The sequence below is a fragment of the Sphaerospermopsis sp. LEGE 08334 genome, from assembly GCF_015207205.1.
Taxonomy (GTDB): Bacteria; Cyanobacteriota; Cyanobacteriia; order Cyanobacteriales; family Nostocaceae; genus Sphaerospermopsis.
Genome location: NZ_JADEXH010000019.1, coordinates 18,367 through 34,672 on the forward strand (window position 1 = coordinate 18,367; position 16,306 = coordinate 34,672).

15 protein-coding genes are annotated in these 16,306 nt (G+C 36.6%); 8 read left to right on the forward strand and 7 right to left on the reverse strand.

The window, feature by feature from the left end:
• The first annotated feature begins 351 nt into the window (after positions 1-351).
• Together IQ237_RS12370 and fabG are read left to right on the forward strand one after the other, a co-directional pair.
• A complete protein-coding gene (locus tag IQ237_RS12370; RefSeq protein WP_194055525.1) occupies positions 352-894 on the forward strand; it encodes a DUF2231 domain-containing protein in 543 nt (180 codons plus the stop codon).
• Between the two features lie 89 nt (positions 895-983).
• The gene (fabG, locus tag IQ237_RS12375; protein WP_194055527.1) at positions 984-1,679 is read left to right on the forward strand and encodes a 3-oxoacyl-ACP reductase FabG; all 696 of its coding nucleotides are present in this window, start codon (positions 984-986) and stop codon (positions 1,677-1,679) included.
• Between the two features lie 401 nt (positions 1,680-2,080).
• Here the strand turns inward: fabG and IQ237_RS12380 are convergent, their stop codons facing one another.
• Together IQ237_RS12380 and IQ237_RS12385 are read right to left on the reverse strand one after the other, a co-directional pair.
• Positions 2,081-2,311 carry a type II toxin-antitoxin system HicB family antitoxin gene (locus IQ237_RS12380; protein WP_194055529.1) on the reverse strand — a complete coding sequence of 77 codons (231 nt, stop codon included), beginning with the start codon at positions 2,309-2,311 and terminating at the stop codon, positions 2,081-2,083.
• Between the two features lie 594 nt (positions 2,312-2,905).
• Complete coding sequence (locus IQ237_RS12385) at positions 2,906-4,663, reverse strand: reverse transcriptase domain-containing protein (protein WP_228020154.1); 1,758 nt, start codon at positions 4,661-4,663, stop codon at positions 2,906-2,908.
• A 21-nt stretch (positions 4,664-4,684) separates the two neighbouring features.
• Here IQ237_RS12385 and IQ237_RS12390 point away from each other — a divergent pair, with 21 nt between their 5' ends.
• Positions 4,685-4,918 (forward strand): hypothetical protein, encoded by a 234-nt coding sequence (locus tag IQ237_RS12390; protein WP_194055531.1) that lies wholly within the window; start codon positions 4,685-4,687, stop codon positions 4,916-4,918.
• 137 nt (positions 4,919-5,055) lie between these two features.
• Here IQ237_RS12390 and speY read toward each other — a convergent pair whose 3' ends face one another.
• Positions 5,056-6,204: a deoxyhypusine synthase gene (gene speY / locus IQ237_RS12395; protein ID WP_194055533.1), complete on the reverse strand. Its 1,149-nt coding sequence runs from the start codon at positions 6,202-6,204 to the stop codon at positions 5,056-5,058.
• Between the two features lie 130 nt (positions 6,205-6,334).
• Here speY and IQ237_RS12400 point away from each other — a divergent pair, with 130 nt between their 5' ends.
• The 4 genes from IQ237_RS12400 (at position 6,335) to cobO (ending at position 8,264) form a co-directional block, all read left to right on the forward strand.
• Complete coding sequence (locus IQ237_RS12400; RefSeq protein ID WP_194055535.1) at positions 6,335-6,664, forward strand: hypothetical protein; 330 nt, start codon at positions 6,335-6,337, stop codon at positions 6,662-6,664.
• A 91-nt stretch (positions 6,665-6,755) separates the two neighbouring features.
• Complete coding sequence (locus tag IQ237_RS12405) at positions 6,756-7,049, forward strand: DUF433 domain-containing protein (protein ID WP_194055537.1); 294 nt, start codon at positions 6,756-6,758, stop codon at positions 7,047-7,049.
• Entirely contained in the window at positions 7,046-7,408 is a 363-nt protein-coding gene (locus tag IQ237_RS12410; RefSeq protein ID WP_194055538.1) for a DUF5615 family PIN-like protein, read from the forward strand. Before IQ237_RS12405 ends, IQ237_RS12410 begins: the two co-directional genes overlap by 4 nt.
• A gap of 169 nt (positions 7,409-7,577) precedes the next feature.
• Positions 7,578-8,264: a cob(I)yrinic acid a,c-diamide adenosyltransferase gene (cobO, locus tag IQ237_RS12415; protein ID WP_194055540.1), complete on the forward strand. Its 687-nt coding sequence runs from the start codon at positions 7,578-7,580 to the stop codon at positions 8,262-8,264.
• Positions 8,265-8,384: 120 nt separating this feature from the next.
• Here the strand turns inward: cobO and IQ237_RS12420 are convergent, their stop codons facing one another.
• From IQ237_RS12420 to IQ237_RS12435, 4 genes are all read right to left on the reverse strand, one after another.
• Positions 8,385-9,095, reverse strand: a complete 711-nt coding sequence (locus tag IQ237_RS12420) for a hypothetical protein (protein ID WP_194055542.1) — start codon at positions 9,093-9,095, stop codon at positions 8,385-8,387.
• A gap of 576 nt (positions 9,096-9,671) precedes the next feature.
• Entirely contained in the window at positions 9,672-10,655 is a 984-nt protein-coding gene (locus IQ237_RS12425; protein ID WP_194055544.1) for an RNA polymerase sigma factor, RpoD/SigA family, read from the reverse strand.
• 924 nt (positions 10,656-11,579) lie between these two features.
• A complete protein-coding gene (locus IQ237_RS12430; protein ID WP_194055625.1) occupies positions 11,580-13,310 on the reverse strand; it encodes an ATP-binding protein in 1,731 nt (576 codons plus the stop codon).
• Positions 13,311-13,417: 107 nt separating this feature from the next.
• The gene (locus IQ237_RS12435; RefSeq protein WP_194055545.1) at positions 13,418-14,212 is read right to left on the reverse strand and encodes a glutathione S-transferase family protein; all 795 of its coding nucleotides are present in this window, start codon (positions 14,210-14,212) and stop codon (positions 13,418-13,420) included.
• A gap of 975 nt (positions 14,213-15,187) precedes the next feature.
• Here IQ237_RS12435 and IQ237_RS12440 point away from each other — a divergent pair.
• Positions 15,188-15,922, forward strand: a complete 735-nt coding sequence (locus tag IQ237_RS12440; protein WP_194055547.1) for a fasciclin domain-containing protein — start codon at positions 15,188-15,190, stop codon at positions 15,920-15,922.
• The last annotated feature ends 384 nt before the right edge of the window (positions 15,923-16,306 follow it).

Below are 16,306 nucleotides of genomic sequence, written 5' to 3' on the forward strand. Positions count from 1 at the left end.
AAAATAAATTTACACTTTTGGGATGCTCCCAGGATTAAAACTTTATTTGAGCCAGAGACTAATTGCTATTATAAACCCTTTGAATGTTGCTATTGAAACAGAAATAATCGCCACAAATATCTGTTAATGATGTTTACTTCTACTAAAAGTTATATAACTTTTTATTTTCTGTTATATCCGCAGATAGATAAATTTTCATTGTCAATTTTATAGATTTGCTCAAAGATAGTTAATGAATAAATTAAGTGATTATGTCAGAAAATCCAGGCTTGGGAGAAAAGGCAAATTAACCTTACAAGCGGAAGCTGATGTTAATAAAATTCCTACTGCTGAATAAAAGGATATGAAATCATGACAACTACAGAACAAAATTCTACACCATTTCCCAATGTACCACCAATTATTGAAAGCGATGATCGAGAATATTTAGATAGTGGTGTACCCAGCACCGTATCCATAGCTGGACATCCTTTACATCCTTTGAGTATAATTTTCCCTATCGCTTTTTTAGCCGCAGCTTTAGGTAGTGATTTTGGTTATTGGTTAACGCGAGATTATTTTTGGGCTAGGGCTTCTGTGTGGTTAATTGGATTAGGTTTAGTTACTGGTATGATCGCTTCAGTTATTGGCATGAGTGACTTTTTACAAATAGAAAGAGTCCGCAAACGTGCCGCTGGTTGGGCGCATTTAATTCTGAATATTTCTATCTTGGTTTTCACAACTTTGAATTTTATTATCCGTTGGGGTGATGCGGAATCAAATTTACTACCTTGGGGTTTATTGCTATCATTAATTGTGGGAACTTTAACCAGTATTACCGGGTGGTTTGGTGCAGAACTTTCCTATCGCCATAAAATTGGTGTGGTGGGTGCGGGAAGTAAAAGATATCCCTAGTCATTCAATTTTGGATTTTAGATTTTGGATTGGTATAAATCAGCAATTGCGCTATGTTAATTCATGAAGGTTAAAAAAGTGCATCTTTCATGAAAGGAAAACAAGTTTTACTCACAGGTGGTACTGGTGGACTAGGTTTAGGAGTCACACCCGCAGTTTTAGCCCAAGGTGCTGATGTTACTATTCCTTATCGTAGTCTTAAAGATGTGGAAAGACTCAAAGGAATTTTATCACCGGCGGATATTGCCAGAATTAAATTTATTCCGGCTAATTTACAAGATGAAGCATCTGTAAAACAAGTCATTAATAGCATGATGCGAGTAGATGTTTTAATTCATTTGGTGGGTGGTTTTTCGATGGGAAAAACCCACGAATACAGCTTTGATAGTTGGAAAAATGAATTTGAATTAAATCTCAATACTACTTTTTTGACTTGTAAATATAGCCTGAAAAGAATGTTAGAAAATGGCTATGGGCGCATTGTTACTGTTAGTTCTCGCGCTGGTGTAGAACCTGCGGGAAATTTAGCGGCTTATTCTGCGACAAAAGCTGGTGTGATAGCATTAACTAAAGCTATAGCTGATGAAACCAAAGGAACTAATATCACTGCAAATACTGTCCTTCCCAGCGTTATTGATACCCCTACTAACCGCCAAGCGATGGGTGCAGAAAACGCGGATAAATGGGTAAAACCGGAATCTATTGCTGAGGTAATTTGTTTTTTAGCTTCGGAAGCTGCTAAGGATGTCAGAGGCGCTGCTATTCCGGTTTATGGGAATGTTTGATAATTGAATTGTAGATTTTTTTTGTATATTTTTTGTGATTAATACCCATTCAGGAAAATAACTGGATGGGTGTTTTTTGTATGGTTAAGAAAATAAATCAGGATATCTGGTTACTGAGCGAAGTCGAAGTACAGGATTTAAGGATTAACAGGATGAAAACTAGGTATTTATCAACAATTACCAGCTTCAACTAGATGATTAGCGACTTGGGTTATTATTCAAATAAAGAACGAGGTAATTGAGATTGACGAATAATTGACATTAATGTACCAACTTTAACAGTTGAGTGATTAGGTACAATAGCAGTCAGAGTAGAGTCTTATATTTCTTTTTGTTTAACTTCTATAAACCCGTTATCCTCTAAAATTTTACAGATTTCTTTCCCTGATAATACTCGTAATTTACCCAACAGAAACCTCCAAATTAGTAATGAAAACTTCGCTTTTCAGACGATTTTTTATTTCTGAGGGTGAAGCAAACTCTAAAAATAATTCAATTGCTTCTTTTAAATTATCTTTTGCTTCCTCAATGCTGTCTCCCTGACTAGCAATATCTAATTCTGGACAGAGGGAAACATACCCATTATCTTCTTTTTCAATAATGACAGTAAATCTCTGTTTGATAGTTGGCATTGACTATGTAAACTCCTGAATGTCTTTTATTATTATAATAATCACTTTCCCATTTTCCAGTAATTTTATTAAAAAAATCAAAAGGATATACTAATTTTTAGGGTGTTGGTATTTTTTATTAATAGGGCAAAACACTTTTTTATTTTTTCAATTGCCTTCTGTACAGAAATCTACAGATTTTACTGCTAGTTAACTCAATTATACTTTCTTCGCGTTCTTCGCTCCTTCGTGGTTCATTCAATAAGTCTTCTTCTGGTGGGAGGAGAATATATAAAAAATATCACGCGACATTGTTATTAGGTTGCCCCTTCGCAATATCTATCGCCAAACCCGAAGGCAAACTAAACTATAGCGGGTAGCGCCCATAAAAAACCATAATAGTTTAGACTTTCCTAAACCGTAAGTTTTGATCATGGTAAAATAGATGATCCTAAAGTACATACTTACTCACCGTAGGCGACAGCCAGGTGAATAAGAATTAGCTTAAACACAAAGAGCGGCGATCCACCGCCCAAATGCAAGGCTGTTTTACCTGTTGACAATGGCGCGTGATTATTAAAGTATAAAACATTGAAGGTATAAAAAGCAAGTTTTTTAGAAAGGAACAGGATCATCTGTGCCACTAAAATCCAATTTTTCTGGTTGCCAATTTGTTAAGTAATGCAAAAATTCTAATAGTTCTGCTGCTGTTAATTGTTGCAGAGAATCTTTATGATAATTTTCCTGTAAATGTTGGCGTTTTTTAGTGGTATTAAATTTCAATTCTTTGAGTTTATAATTTATCTGTTTGACAATATGAGATTGAGTCATAAACTCTTGATTAACCAATACAGATTTTTCTCGTTTACGTAAATATTTTTCTTTAATTCGGTTGATCTGCTCTATAAATTTAGCACCTTTTTCTGGATTTACCATGAACACAAAATTAGCAAACCCTTCAATAGCTGCTATAATATCCTGAGATTGTCCCCAAGTATAATTTTGCAGTCCATCTTTTTCAATTTTATAAAGAACAGCACGAAAAGTTTTAAGTTTCTCTCTAGAAATATTCAGTTTTTCATTAACGATGATACCTGTTACTTCCTGTCTGCGATAATTGCGAACTACCCTAGTTTTATTTTCATTAATTTCCAAGTCTTCTTTTTTAACAATCAAATGGGTAAGTTTGATAATATTATTGATATTCACAAGACTCTCACCAGCAGCAGAAAAAGTTAAATCATCAGCATAGCGAGTATAATCAAAACCATATTCTTTAGCCATAAAAGTTAATCTTCTATCCAACCTGCGACAAAGAATATTGGTAATTGCTGGACTACTTGGTGCGCCTTGGGGTAAATAACGATCTGTCCATGATAATATATAATTATTTAATCCGTTTATTTCCACTTCTTTAATTTTCGGTTCAGTGCAAATTAAAGCAAAAATTGTTGAGGCTGTTTCTGAATATCCAAATGATTTAAAAAGTCCCTTAACTCGTTGATAAGAAATTGAAGGAAAAAAATCTTTGAGATCCATATTAATAATGACTTCTTTACCTACATGAGTCTGTGCATTTGTCACTATTGAACGTTGTAAACAGAACCCGTGAGCAGCATCATGTAATTCTATTTTTTCTAAAATATTATGCAATATCCAATTTTGAGCTTTTTTTAATAATTTTTTTGGGGCAGAAATTTGCCTATATCCACTAGGTTTTTTAGGTATTTGAAACCGATTATAATGATAATGTTTGCGAGAAAAAGCCAGAAAACGTAAACCTTTAACACTAATTCCTATAGCTTGAGCAATTTCTTCGTGTGTATTATATATGGGTAAGTTGTTATTTTCTAATTTCTGCTGATTAAACTGGGAATTTTGGCTATGCTTTTTCCTCAATAAATCAATTTTTTCTAATCTTTTAGAAAGGAAAATTTCTAATTTTTTTAAATCTTCAGCTACATATCCATAAAATTCATCTTCTAAAATTCTCAGTTCTGAATCTGGTATATAATCATGTACAAATGCTGCTAGTTCATTATCATCAGCATACCAGTTATCTTCATATTCAATATAATCAAATTTTTCAGGATTTTGATGTGATTTATGAGGATAATCTTTACCGATTAAATCCTGCATTTTATGAAAAATATTTGTATATTCTTGATCATTAATGAGTGTATTAGCTGTTTGTAAATCAGCGATTGCACCTTGATCATCTCTTTGTTTCCTGCGACTTAAACCCCGGTAGTGATAAGCCTGATAACTATTTGGATATTGAGAAATTATTTGATTGAAACAATCAATAGCTTCAATATATTTTTGTGATTTGTAGAGGTCAATACCTCTATTGAGAATTTCATTAAAGTCCATATTTTTGGTAAATTCAATTAGTTGAATATTTTGGAAAATTATCTTTTAGTATTAGTAGAAAGAATGCTAATTTACAAATTCTCATCCTATAGCCGTCAGGAGTTAGAAGCAATCTTTGTATTAACAGAATGGCAAAAAACCCGATTTTATCAAGAAGTCAAAGAAGAAACAGAATTAGAAACTAAGTTAAAAACCATTCCTAGACTGTTGAATGAGGGACTAAATGTAGAACAAATTGCGCGTATACTTGAGTGAGATATCGAAGTGAAATATAGGGGCAATAGTCAAAGTTTACTAAAGTAAACTATAGATTGATGGGTATTTTTAGTCATCTTTAGATGACTTTTGCTATGAGACTGGGAATTCATTCCCAGTCGGATCATGGGTTTTACCTAACGCTTCACCGGCGTACCACAGGGATAAGTCGCTACTTCCTCCCTACCTTCCTTAACTACCGGGTTATCCTTCGCTGCTAAATAATCTTTTTGCAAAGTATCTAACAACTCTCCCCGTCTATCATACAAACGCTTTAAAGGACGAGGTTCACACTGATTTAACACATAAGCCGTCACCAAAGGCAGCGCAATTGTACTATCGGTATAACAAACGATCGCGCTGGGTAACTCATCCGGGTCAATTTTACCCCAACTCACCGCTTCTGCTGGAGTCGCACCCGATAAACCGCCTGTATCTGGACGTGCATCGGTAAACTGGACAAAGAAATCATGTCCTCTTTCTTCTAATCCTAAAACCTCGTGAATTTGCGGTTGGGTTTGTAATAAAAAGTTCTTAGGACTGCCTCCACCAAGAATTACAGCCGCGCTTTTACCGTCGGTTTCCCGTGCAGCATAGGCGATCGCCGCAGTTTCATTCACGTCAATAGCTGGATCTAACACCAACTTAGAACCCTCTAAAGCTAAAGCTGCCACATTCATCCCTATAGAACTATCACCAGGAGAAGAAGTATAAATCGGCACGCTATATTCATAAGCTGTAGCTAACAAACAGGAATGCTGTACACCTAATTGTTTTTCTACTTCCCGCACATATTTACCCAGTAAATAATGAAATTCAGCCGTTCCCATGCGCTTCTGAAAAGGTTCAGCTTGGAGAATTTTACGGATAAAAGCGTCGGTTTCTAATAAAACATCATAGCCAAAAATAATGTCATAAATACGGATTGTTCCTTGTTCCCGTAATTTGACATCATCTAAAAATGGACTACCCGCAAACAATTCAAAACCTAAACCATAGTGCATATCATGGTACAAATTCGCACCAGTGCTAATCATCCAGTCAATGCAACCATGACGAATTAAAGGCGCTAAGGCGGAAACTCCAAAACCTGCTGGTGTTAAAGCACCGGAAAGACTTACCCCGACGGTGACACCGGGTTGAAAGATATCCTGACTCAGTAATTGACAAGCTTCGCGTAACCGGGCTGAATTGTAAGCAGTGAAGTAATTGTTAATTAAATCAACCACACTAATGTCGGCTGACATGGGTATGGGTGCAATTTTTTTACCTTGTTTTTTTGACATTTTTGAAAACTCCTGAAGAGTAGATACACTGAATATAATGCTATAGCATTCAAATTTACGGAAGTTGCTAAAATGTATTGTAGCGATATCAATTATCGGCAATGCTCGAGAGAATACTTCGGAGTGTATAGTGAACCCAATTATTGAAAAGCGTTTGCAGTCCATACAATCCTGTTTGATGGCCATAATAAATGCAGACATTCCAATTTATGTAGTTGCTTACAAAGGAGCAAAAAATATTGATACACTTATTGAAAAACTGGATTCAACTGGTGAAAATTGTGGTATTTCAGGTGTACTCATAATTGAATCTGGTTTTTACGTTACTAAAAAATTTACATCTGAGGGTACTTCAGGACTATATGCTTTTGTGGCTGACTTGTCAGTCTATTTGAGTTCTATCATTGGTATAGCGTCTTCAAGCCTCTACAACCATGCTGATATAAAATTAAGAGATTAGATAAGCTAATTTTTAACTATTTTGAATGATTAAAGCTATTGCTCTTTTCGGTTTACAATAAAGTCATCCCAGAGGATTTATTCACAAACCGATGCCAACCCTCACAGACATTTCCACTTTGATTGTTAGGACACCAGGTACTTGTGGTGGTCGTCCGCGAATCGCTGACACTCGTATTACTGTACAGTATATTGTCAATGAGATTAAATCTGGTATGACCCCAGAAGAAATCATTGAAGATAAGCCTTTTTTGACAATTGCAGGTATTTATACTGCGTTGGCTTATTATTATGCTAATAAGGAATTACTAGATATTGAATTTGCTAGATATCAAGAAGAATGTCAGCGACTTGAATTAGAATATAAAGCAAGACATCTATCATGAATCGTATTTGCTTCTATTTAGATGAAGATACTATCAAAACTGCACTGATACAAGCATTGAAAAATGCTGATTTAGATGTTGTGACAGTTGCCGATGTTAAGAGATTGGGTTATACCGATGAAGAACAACTAATTTGGGCAACAGAGCAAAAGCGACTCATTTATAGTTTCAATATCGGTGATTTTTGTAGATTACATCGTGATTTTATGGCTGAGAATAAAAGTCATACTGGAATCATTTTAGCTTCACAACAGCAATATTCGGTTGGTCAACAACTACGAGGATTATTGAAACTGGCTGCTGAAAAGTCAGCCCAAGACATGGTTAACGAATTGGTATTTCTTAGTGCTTATGTTTAAAAATCACCAACAAAATAAATGATTATGGTTTTATTATAATGTTGTGACAATTTTGAATTATTAAGATTACAGCTAACAGAATTTATCTCATTTCTCCTGTAACTTTACTCAAGACAAAACAATTATACTTCATTCTCGTAGACTTAACAGTTATTTATCAACAGGGTTTATGAAAAACGACACACCAGAAGAATTAAATTCTGATCAGGAAATTTCCCGTTTAATAGATGAGGTCATGTCATCTTCAACTGCATCCCTGAATGATGAACAGTACCGCAAAAAAATGCAGCGTCGCAAGGAGATACAAGATCAACGTATAGCTAAAGCCATACCAGAAAAAGGTTTAATTATTGTTAATACAGGTAATGGCAAGGGTAAGACTACTGCTGCTTTGGGTATGGTCATGCGATCGCTTGGTCATGGATATAAAGTAGCGATCGTCCAATTTATTAAAGGTGCTTGGGAACCTTCAGAAAAGCGGGTTTTTAGTCATTGGCCAGATCAACTAGAGTTTCATGCAATGGGTGAAGGTTTCACCTGGGAAACCCAGGACCGTGATAGAGACTTGGAGAAAGCTAACGCTGCTTGGGAAAAATCTTTAGAATTTATCCGCAACCCAGAGTTTAAACTTGTACTCTTGGATGAAATTAATATTGCTCTCAAACTTGGTTATTTACAAGTTGAACAAATCTTAGCAGGTTTAGCCGAAAAACCACGAGATAAACACATAATTCTTACAGGTAGAGGCGCACCACCGGCTTTAATTGAAAAAGCGGATCTAGTTACAGAAATGACTTTAATTAAGCATCCTTTTAAAGATCAAGGAATTAAAGCGCAAGCGGGAATAGAGTATTAAAATCAAGAAGTCAGTAGGGGTTTAGCACTGCTAAACCCGTACAGGAGTCAGAATATTTCAAATATTGATTTTGGGCGTAACTGTTAACAAGCTGAACGCTGACTGCTAATAGCAAAATGCTTACCTGAAATGTTGACTACAAGCTTGTAAAATTTTTCTATCATTAGCACTAACAGAATTTAATTGATGATAGTCTTGCAGTTCTATAGAATAAGCATAGGTAGCAGTATCTTCATCGGTGAAGGTGGGTATTCTGCTAGTAGTTGAAACTTGAGTAACACCAGTTTCACCAGGAGAGCTAGTTACCGTCATTGCTAACTCACCAGATTGAGCAATTGTACCTTGAAAACAGCTAAACTCAGAACTGGGCATATACAAAGCACCAATTACCTTTCCTTGCTGTTTTTGAAACACAATATAACCTTGTCCTAACTCGTTTGGTGTTGAGGACTGTCCATAAAGATAAATTCCATCTTTTTCAGGAAAATTAACAGGTGATTTTCCTCCTCTTTGTTTTGTAGTTGTGGGTATATTGTGTAACGTTCTATTTAAAGCTTCAGATTCTACATTTTGTGGTTCAACAGTATTTAACTGAAGTTGACTTCTTTGATCTCTAATATCTCGCAGTCTTGACAAAAGAGAGTTTTCATTGTTACTGTGAATTTGATTTGTATAACTTGGTAAATTCGCTGCTGTGGCTGTAGATTTCAGGTTAATTTTCACCTGTTCACTAATTACACCTAAACCTAAAATTCCAAATGTAATTAGTAAGCCAACAACGGGAAGTTTGAATTTACCTTGGGGAATGAACTGACAATTTTTGTTAAGCACCCGACATCTCCTGTAACTAAAATAACTACTGTTATCTACTTACCTAAATAATAACCAAACACCAATACTTAAAGATTCCTGCAAAAGTTTTATCTATATTATCTGGAATAAAAAACCATCAAAAGATGAAGTTTTTATAGATTTTAGTTGATAATCTCAAAATATCATTGTTGAAAAGTGTAATGCTTCGCATTAGAGAGTCATTCTTGTGGGAGATGACAAAAATCTTTTTACCAACTTTGATTTAATATTTAATTGAGATATCTTAAGTTTGACATTTGTATTGTCAATTCCTCAATGGGTGAAAACAGATAAAGTATTGATCCTGATCACTTGATTGGATATCAAAGTTTGATATAAACCATTAACTGACATCTTGATGATCATGGGTCTAAAGATTAACTACAACAGCAAACCTGGGGATTTCGGATCAGAGCAAAAAAAAATTCAGTAAAAATTCCTGGGTAAGTGAAATACTAACCAAACCCCTATTCCCTAAAAAAATTGCCTCCTAAATATTAGGAGGCGAACCGCCAAAAGTCATATTTTCTAACAAGCAGGTGCTTGTCTACGCTTTTAGCTGGCAACGTATTCTTTAACATTGGCGCGACGACGGCGTAAATGTGCAAGTGCTTGATGTTCTAGTTGACGGACTCGCTCACGGCTAAGGTTCAACCGTTCACCAACTTTCGCCAAGGACATTTCATTACCATCTTCTAAACCAAACCGTAAAGCTAAAACTTCCCGTTGTTGGGGTGTGAGTTCTGCCAACAGGTTATTTAAGTCTTGGCGCAAAAATTCCTGAGTGGTGTAATACTCTGGAGATGGACCTTCATCTTCCAACATTTCTTGCAGTTCGGTGTCTTGGTTATCACCAACCCGCACATCTAAAGAAACTGGTTGACGTGCCATATTCAGATATTCACGAATCTGAGCAGGTTCTAATTCCAGTTCTTTGGCGATTTCTGTTGGTGTTGGAGACCTGCCCAACTTTTGCGCCAACTCCCGTTGCACCTTTTTAATTTTGTTCAGCTTTTCGGTAATATGGATAGGTAAGCGGATAGTGCGACCTTGTTGAGCGATCGCTCGTGTAATCGCTTGCCGAATCCACCAGTAAGCATAAGTCGAGAATTTATAACCCCGCATGGGATCAAATTTCTCTACCCCCCGTTCTAAACCTAATGTTCCTTCCTGGATCAAATCCAGAAATTCCATGTTTCGTTTCTGGTATTTTTTGGCGATCGCCACAACCAAGCGCAAATTCGCTTCAATCATTTTTTGCTTGGCTCGCTTACCTAACGCCACCGTATGTTTAACTTCATTTTCTGATTGGTTAACATGGGCAGCCCATTCTGCTAAACTAGGTTCATGGTCTAGTTTTTTCGCTAAAGCTTCTTTACCTTCAAGCAGCGTCATCATTTGCTGCACTTGCTTCCCATAAACAATCTCTTGCTCACGGGTTAGTAGTGGCACACGGCCAATTTCCCGCAGATAGGTTCGCACCATATCAGCCGTAAATTTGGCATTCAGGTTTTCAGTTTCGTTGTTAACAGTAGGCATTGGTGCGTTGTCCTCTACTCCCTATACAAAATCAATCTTTTCTCAACTAGGGTGAATTAATAAGGGCGGCATACACATCCATAGACATCATCAAAGCTACTATAAGCAATATATTTATTTATATAGCCGTTGTCACGACGGTGCTACCCTGGCATGGGTTCCCCCCAACCCTCCTTTAATTTTGGAATATCTTAGAAGCACACTGGTTGGTTTTCAAGAATTCTTCCTTTCTTGTGTGGATGACAGCATTTGTCAAACACGAAGTCAGTATGAGTTTTACTTTTCTTATGGTACGGCAAATTTGGCAGATAGTAAAGAGCAGCAGCTAAATCTTTCTATTATAAAGTAAAATGGACTGACTGCTAAATTTTATTTTCAACTTCCTTAAAACCCTAACTATAGCAGGAGTCAGGTGTCAGGAGTCAGGAGCAAAACCCTTTTGTAGTAAGAGTTTCATGATTAATTGATTTCCTCACTACTCTGTCTACGGCTATATATCTATAGTGACGTTAAAAACCCCTCTGCTGTTGCTTACAAGTGGCTGGATAACCGAACTTATCAAGCTACCCCGATGGAGGGATGTCACGATCTTATAATAATTCAGGAGTCAGGATTCAGGATTCAGGATTCAGGATTCAGTGGTTCGACTTCGCTCACCAACCGGAGTCAGGAGTCAGGAGTCAGGATTCAGTGGTTCGACTTACTTCGACTGCTCTCAGTACAAGTCGCTCACCAACCGGAGTCAGGATTCAGGAGTCAGGATAAAGTATTTTCTTCTCCCCAATCACCAATCACCAATCACCAATCACCAATCACCAATCACCAATCACCAATCACCAATCACCAATCACCTATCACCAATCACCAATCACCAATCACCAATCACCAATCACCTATCACCTATCACCTATCACCCTAAAATTACTAAAAACCTAAGTCAGCTTTAGCGAGTTCTGCGGCCGCGAAAACTTCTGCATCTGACTTTTCTTCCCAAACTTGATCCCCAATTTCCCCATAAAACACCGTATCATATGGTCTAGTACGCACTACTACTGGCATGGGTACGGCATGACCTAAAATTAAAGCTTGTTGTTTAGAGTCTAACTTGGCTAATACTGAACGCAAAGCACCACCACCCGATACACCTGTAAAAATCGCATCAATATCTTTTTCGTCGTTAAGCAGAGCAGTTATGCGAGTACCAATTTGGGACATAACTTCATTATCTATCCCAGACGGACGCTGATCAACTACCAAAAGTGTTACAAAATATTTCCTCAGTTCCCTGGCTATAGTCCCAAAGATGGTACTTTGTACCACTGCGGGATCAAGAAAACGATGGGCTTCTTCTATTGTAATCATTAATGGTGTTGGCCGATCCAAGGGATTTTTACTTTGGAGAAATTTATCTGCTCTTTTGACATAATGCTCATGTATACGTCTGGTGATCATATTTGTCACCAACATATAAGAGAGCATATTCGATTGTGAACCAAATTCTATCACTACATTTTTGCCAGCTTCCAAAGATTGTACTATTTTTTTAATATAGTTGTGGGGACAAACTGCCCGCATATATTTTAAACTATCTAAACGCAATAATTTACGCTGCAAAGAAGTGATTGAGCCTGGATGTCCTGGCTTGTCTTCACAAAACATTTTAATATCCTCACTGGTCATGTTGAACAATTGAGGAATCCAAGATTTACCTAACTCATTACATAAGATATTGGCATTATCTAAAGCTGCTTCGGTAATACCTAACTCTCTAGCACATAATTTGATATCTTCTACTTCTATTTGTTCATAACTTAAATATAGTTCTTGTGCATCTCTGACACCTCTGCGTTTTGTTGATTCTGGATCAAGAGTATAAACTTCGACTTTACCGGGAAATAACTGTTTTAAACCTTTAACTGTGTTAACTTCTTTACCTTCTGCTACTGCTTCCCAGCCATATTCTGAGTGCATATCAAAAATTAAGTTAACAGCGGCATTTTTACGAATCACACCGGCTAAAAGTAAGCGTGTCAGAAAAGATTTACCAGTCCCAGATTTACCAAAAACGCCGTTACTTCGTTCCACAAAACGGTTTAAATCAATACAAATCGGTACATCCATATCTAAGGGTTTACCGATAGAGAAGTTGTTTCTGTGGGGGTCATCTTCCCAACCAAACACCCGCCGAAAATCCTCTTCATTAGCTTCATAAACTTGGCTAAAATGACTAGGTATAGTTTTTACAGGTAGCAATTCCATTGTGGTGCTGGTTTGAGGTTGGAAAGAAGCTAAACCTGTAGCAGATGGTACAAAGGGATTGAAAGATTTACCGTTAATAGAGGAAAAAGATTCATTGGTTTCCGGGGTAAACATTAACATGGGTGCGAGGTTGATCATCCCATAAGTACCGCTTCCCGCTAAAATCTCCCGTAAAAAAGTATCTTCCCAACCAGGGGGGTTAGCAATAATTCGCGCATTTGCTGTTCCTAAAGATACATCTGTCAGCATACAGAAAAAACGCGATCGCACCCCTTGAACTACAAGAAATTTACCCACCCGCATATCTTCCACAGAAATATCCGGGTGTAATCTCACTTCTAAACCTCCAGTGAGAGAACCTTCAATAACTGAACCTAATGGTTGTCCTAAATTCATTTTAAATAGGTAATTGGTAATTGGTAATTGGTGATTGGTGATTGGTGATTGGTGATTGGGAAATTTCTTTCTGTCACCTGTCACCTGTCACCTGTCACCTAAATTAATTAATCAATTTGTATCGAAGTAGGTGCGCTTCCGGTAGCGGGGGGTTTACCTGTTAAGGGTTTTCTGAATTGTTCATAGAGGCGATCGCGCCAGGTGAAAAATGGTTCATAATCAGGATTATCTGCTAAGATTGGTAATCCTTTACCTCTGAGAGATTCTGGTAAATCCAAATAAGGACCTGCTGGAAACTTCAATAATATTGATAATCCCGCAACTGCCAAATCAGCTATAGTGGGTTCATCTCCCAACAGATAAGGACTATCTGATAATAGTTCTGTGAGGATTTCTAAATCTTGTTTTAAACTAGCGATCGCAGAATTGATCACATCAGGAGTAAAACCCACCCCAAAACCCAAAACATTGAGAAAATCACCTGGTACACCTTCAACCACAGATTTCAAAATATCTGGTGTGGAGACTGGTAATAAAGATTTGCGGAAACTTTGATCTTGACTGATCGCAGCAAACAAAGCTTTTCTACCCTTAATTCCCATTGTCTCATCTGCCCAATCTTCTAATAATAAAGCCTGAGCGCGTTTTTTCTTATCTGTTGGTATCAGTGGACGATCTGGGTATTCCGAGTCTAAATACTTAGCAATTTCCGTCGAGTCTACAATATATCTATGACCATCTTTTAATACTGGTACTTGTTTTTGACCAGTCAAACGAAACAATTCTACTTGTCCAATTCCGGGAGTGACTTCAATTTTGTGATACTCTAAGCCTTTATAATCAAGGCATAGACGGACTTTTTCTGAATATTGAGAGAGTTCCCACTGATATAATTCCAGCATATTCTATTCCGTGCTAACTAACTTATTTATCTATTTTACAATTCTATCTTGAGTTTAAGTAATTTTTCTAGTAAGCGAACAGTTTATTGTTGATTTAATGTCCGATGTAAGTATTCAGCTATCAGTAATCAGCTATTCTCTAGAGAGAGACTGATTTAATAATCAGGATGCTCTCATTTTATCAAATTACACCAGTGTTAATGAGAGCAATTTAAAGCCTATTATTGATGGTTTTCTTTTTTCTTACTGACTGCTGAATGCTTAATTTCCGATTAACCTTAAAAATTTCTTTAATTCTTTTCAGAATATATTTTGATTGAACAATCAACGTATTGTCAATTATCAAGCCCTCAAAACTATGCTTCTATTTATAGAATTATGGGCAAACAAATCAACAAAAAATCTAATTGATAATTTTGCAAAAATTATAATTCATTTGATTTATTTATCGTTTAACGAACATCTAATGAAGAACATCTAAAAAAAATTGGAAGTCTTTTCCAAATTCGGTTTTTCTCAAGTAAGTTTTTGTAGGTTGGGTTAAGCGATAGCGCAACCCAACAAAAGCTTATAAATGTTGGGTTTAGTTCCTCAACCCAACCTAAATAATTTTATTTTTTGGGCTTAACCGAAAAGTATTGAAATAGGAACTGGATAGATACCCAACTTCTTTAAGAAGTCGGGGATATGGATATTACGTTTTTTAAGGTTGAGTTACTGACAACTGGCGAAGATTGGGTGATTTGGGCATATAAGCGCAAAATAAACCATCATTCCCAAAATGCTAAAATTGCCATCAGTTGATAGCTAAATCCTGCTGATGACAATTCAGGTGAATGAATATGTCAAAACTTATCTTAACAGCATTACCTAATTTTTGGCAAAAACTGGAAAACCGCTCTCGGTTAGATTTTGGTTGAACGAAATGTTATAAGTTTTTATGTAGCTTGTTAAAAATGAAGACAAAAAAAATTTATGAAGGCTAATTACAGCAAATTATTGACCAATATCGCTGGAATATTGGGAGTAACAGGAGTTAGTCTCCTGATTACTTTACCATCTAGAGCAGAAGTAGTGCCAAATCATGATGCCAACATAAAAAGTAAAACACAGATAGCCCAGTCTAGCGGCGATGGAGTGCTGAATCCTAGACCAAGTATTTTCAACGAACCTCCCTACAACCGTGGTACTGCACCTAGCGAAACTCCAAAAGTCACACCACCACCAGTCAGAAACAGACCTGGAACTTCAACACCAGCTACTCCCAGCACTAAACCAACCGAAACCACAGAAACCAAAAACGTTGTAGAAGTTGCTGAATCAGCGGGTAATTTTAAAACCCTCATCAAAGCTTTAGAAGCGGGTGGACTTAAAGAAACTTTGCAAGGTGCTGGACCATTTACAATTTTAGCGCCCACAGATGAAGCCTTTGCTAAACTACCACAGGACGCGGTGCAGGATTTGTTAAAGCCAGAAAACAAAGAGATTTTGGTGAAAATTTTAACTTATCACGTCATACCAGGTAGAGTTCTTTCTAGTGATTTAAAATCTGGAGAAGTCACCAGCTTACAAGGAGACCCCATTAAGGTTCTAGTCAATCCTTCTAGGGGAGTATTTGTGAATGATGCTCAAGTAACAAAAGCAGATATTCCCGCAAGTAACGGTGTAATTCATCAAATTGATAATTTGATTTTGCCACCAAGTCTGTAAAATCAACCCCTTGCAAATACAGCAGAATTCAGGAGTCAGGAGTTTTTTTATTTTGGATTTTGGATTTTGGATTTTGGATTTTGGATTGTTTTTGTTATCTCCAATCTAAAATCTAAAATCTAAAATTTTTCTCCCCAGTCCCCAATTACCAATTACCAATTACCAATTAATTACCAATTAATAAAAAATGTAGAGACGCTACCTGCAACGTCCCTACAAATTAATTAGCTTATTTCAAAGCTAACCGCTTGCAAAAACTGAAAATTAATAATGTGCAATTGAAAATTACCTATACTTGAAAGAAAAAAGATTGACTTGTCAAATGGAAAACTGTGATCTTTTTCCGCTGAAAAAAGGGAGACTTGAAGAATGGGGTAATTATCA

Bases quoted from the DNA above. Each gene is read 5' to 3' on its own strand.
- speY (WP_194055533.1), bottom strand. From the start codon at position 6,204: ATGTCAAAAAAACAAGGTAAAAAAATTGCACCCATACCCATGTCAGCC.
- IQ237_RS12435 (WP_194055545.1), bottom strand. From the start codon at position 14,212: ATGCTGGAATTATATCAGTGGGAACTCTCTCAATATTCAGAAAAAGTC.
- cobO (WP_194055540.1), top strand. From the start codon at position 7,578: ATGAAAAACGACACACCAGAAGAATTAAATTCTGATCAGGAAATTTCC.
- IQ237_RS12440 (WP_194055547.1), top strand. From the start codon at position 15,188: ATGAAGGCTAATTACAGCAAATTATTGACCAATATCGCTGGAATATTG.
- IQ237_RS12405 (WP_194055537.1), top strand. From the start codon at position 6,756: ATGCCAACCCTCACAGACATTTCCACTTTGATTGTTAGGACACCAGGT.
- IQ237_RS12425 (WP_194055544.1), bottom strand. From the start codon at position 10,655: ATGCCTACTGTTAACAACGAAACTGAAAACCTGAATGCCAAATTTACG.
- IQ237_RS12370 (WP_194055525.1), top strand. From the start codon at position 352: ATGACAACTACAGAACAAAATTCTACACCATTTCCCAATGTACCACCA.
- fabG (WP_194055527.1), top strand. From the start codon at position 984: ATGAAAGGAAAACAAGTTTTACTCACAGGTGGTACTGGTGGACTAGGT.
- IQ237_RS12410 (WP_194055538.1), top strand. From the start codon at position 7,046: ATGAATCGTATTTGCTTCTATTTAGATGAAGATACTATCAAAACTGCA.
- IQ237_RS12380 (WP_194055529.1), bottom strand. From the start codon at position 2,311: ATGCCAACTATCAAACAGAGATTTACTGTCATTATTGAAAAAGAAGAT.
- IQ237_RS12430 (WP_194055625.1), bottom strand. From the start codon at position 13,310: ATGAATTTAGGACAACCATTAGGTTCAGTTATTGAAGGTTCTCTCACT.
- IQ237_RS12385 (WP_228020154.1), bottom strand. From the start codon at position 4,663: ATGGACTTTAATGAAATTCTCAATAGAGGTATTGACCTCTACAAATCA.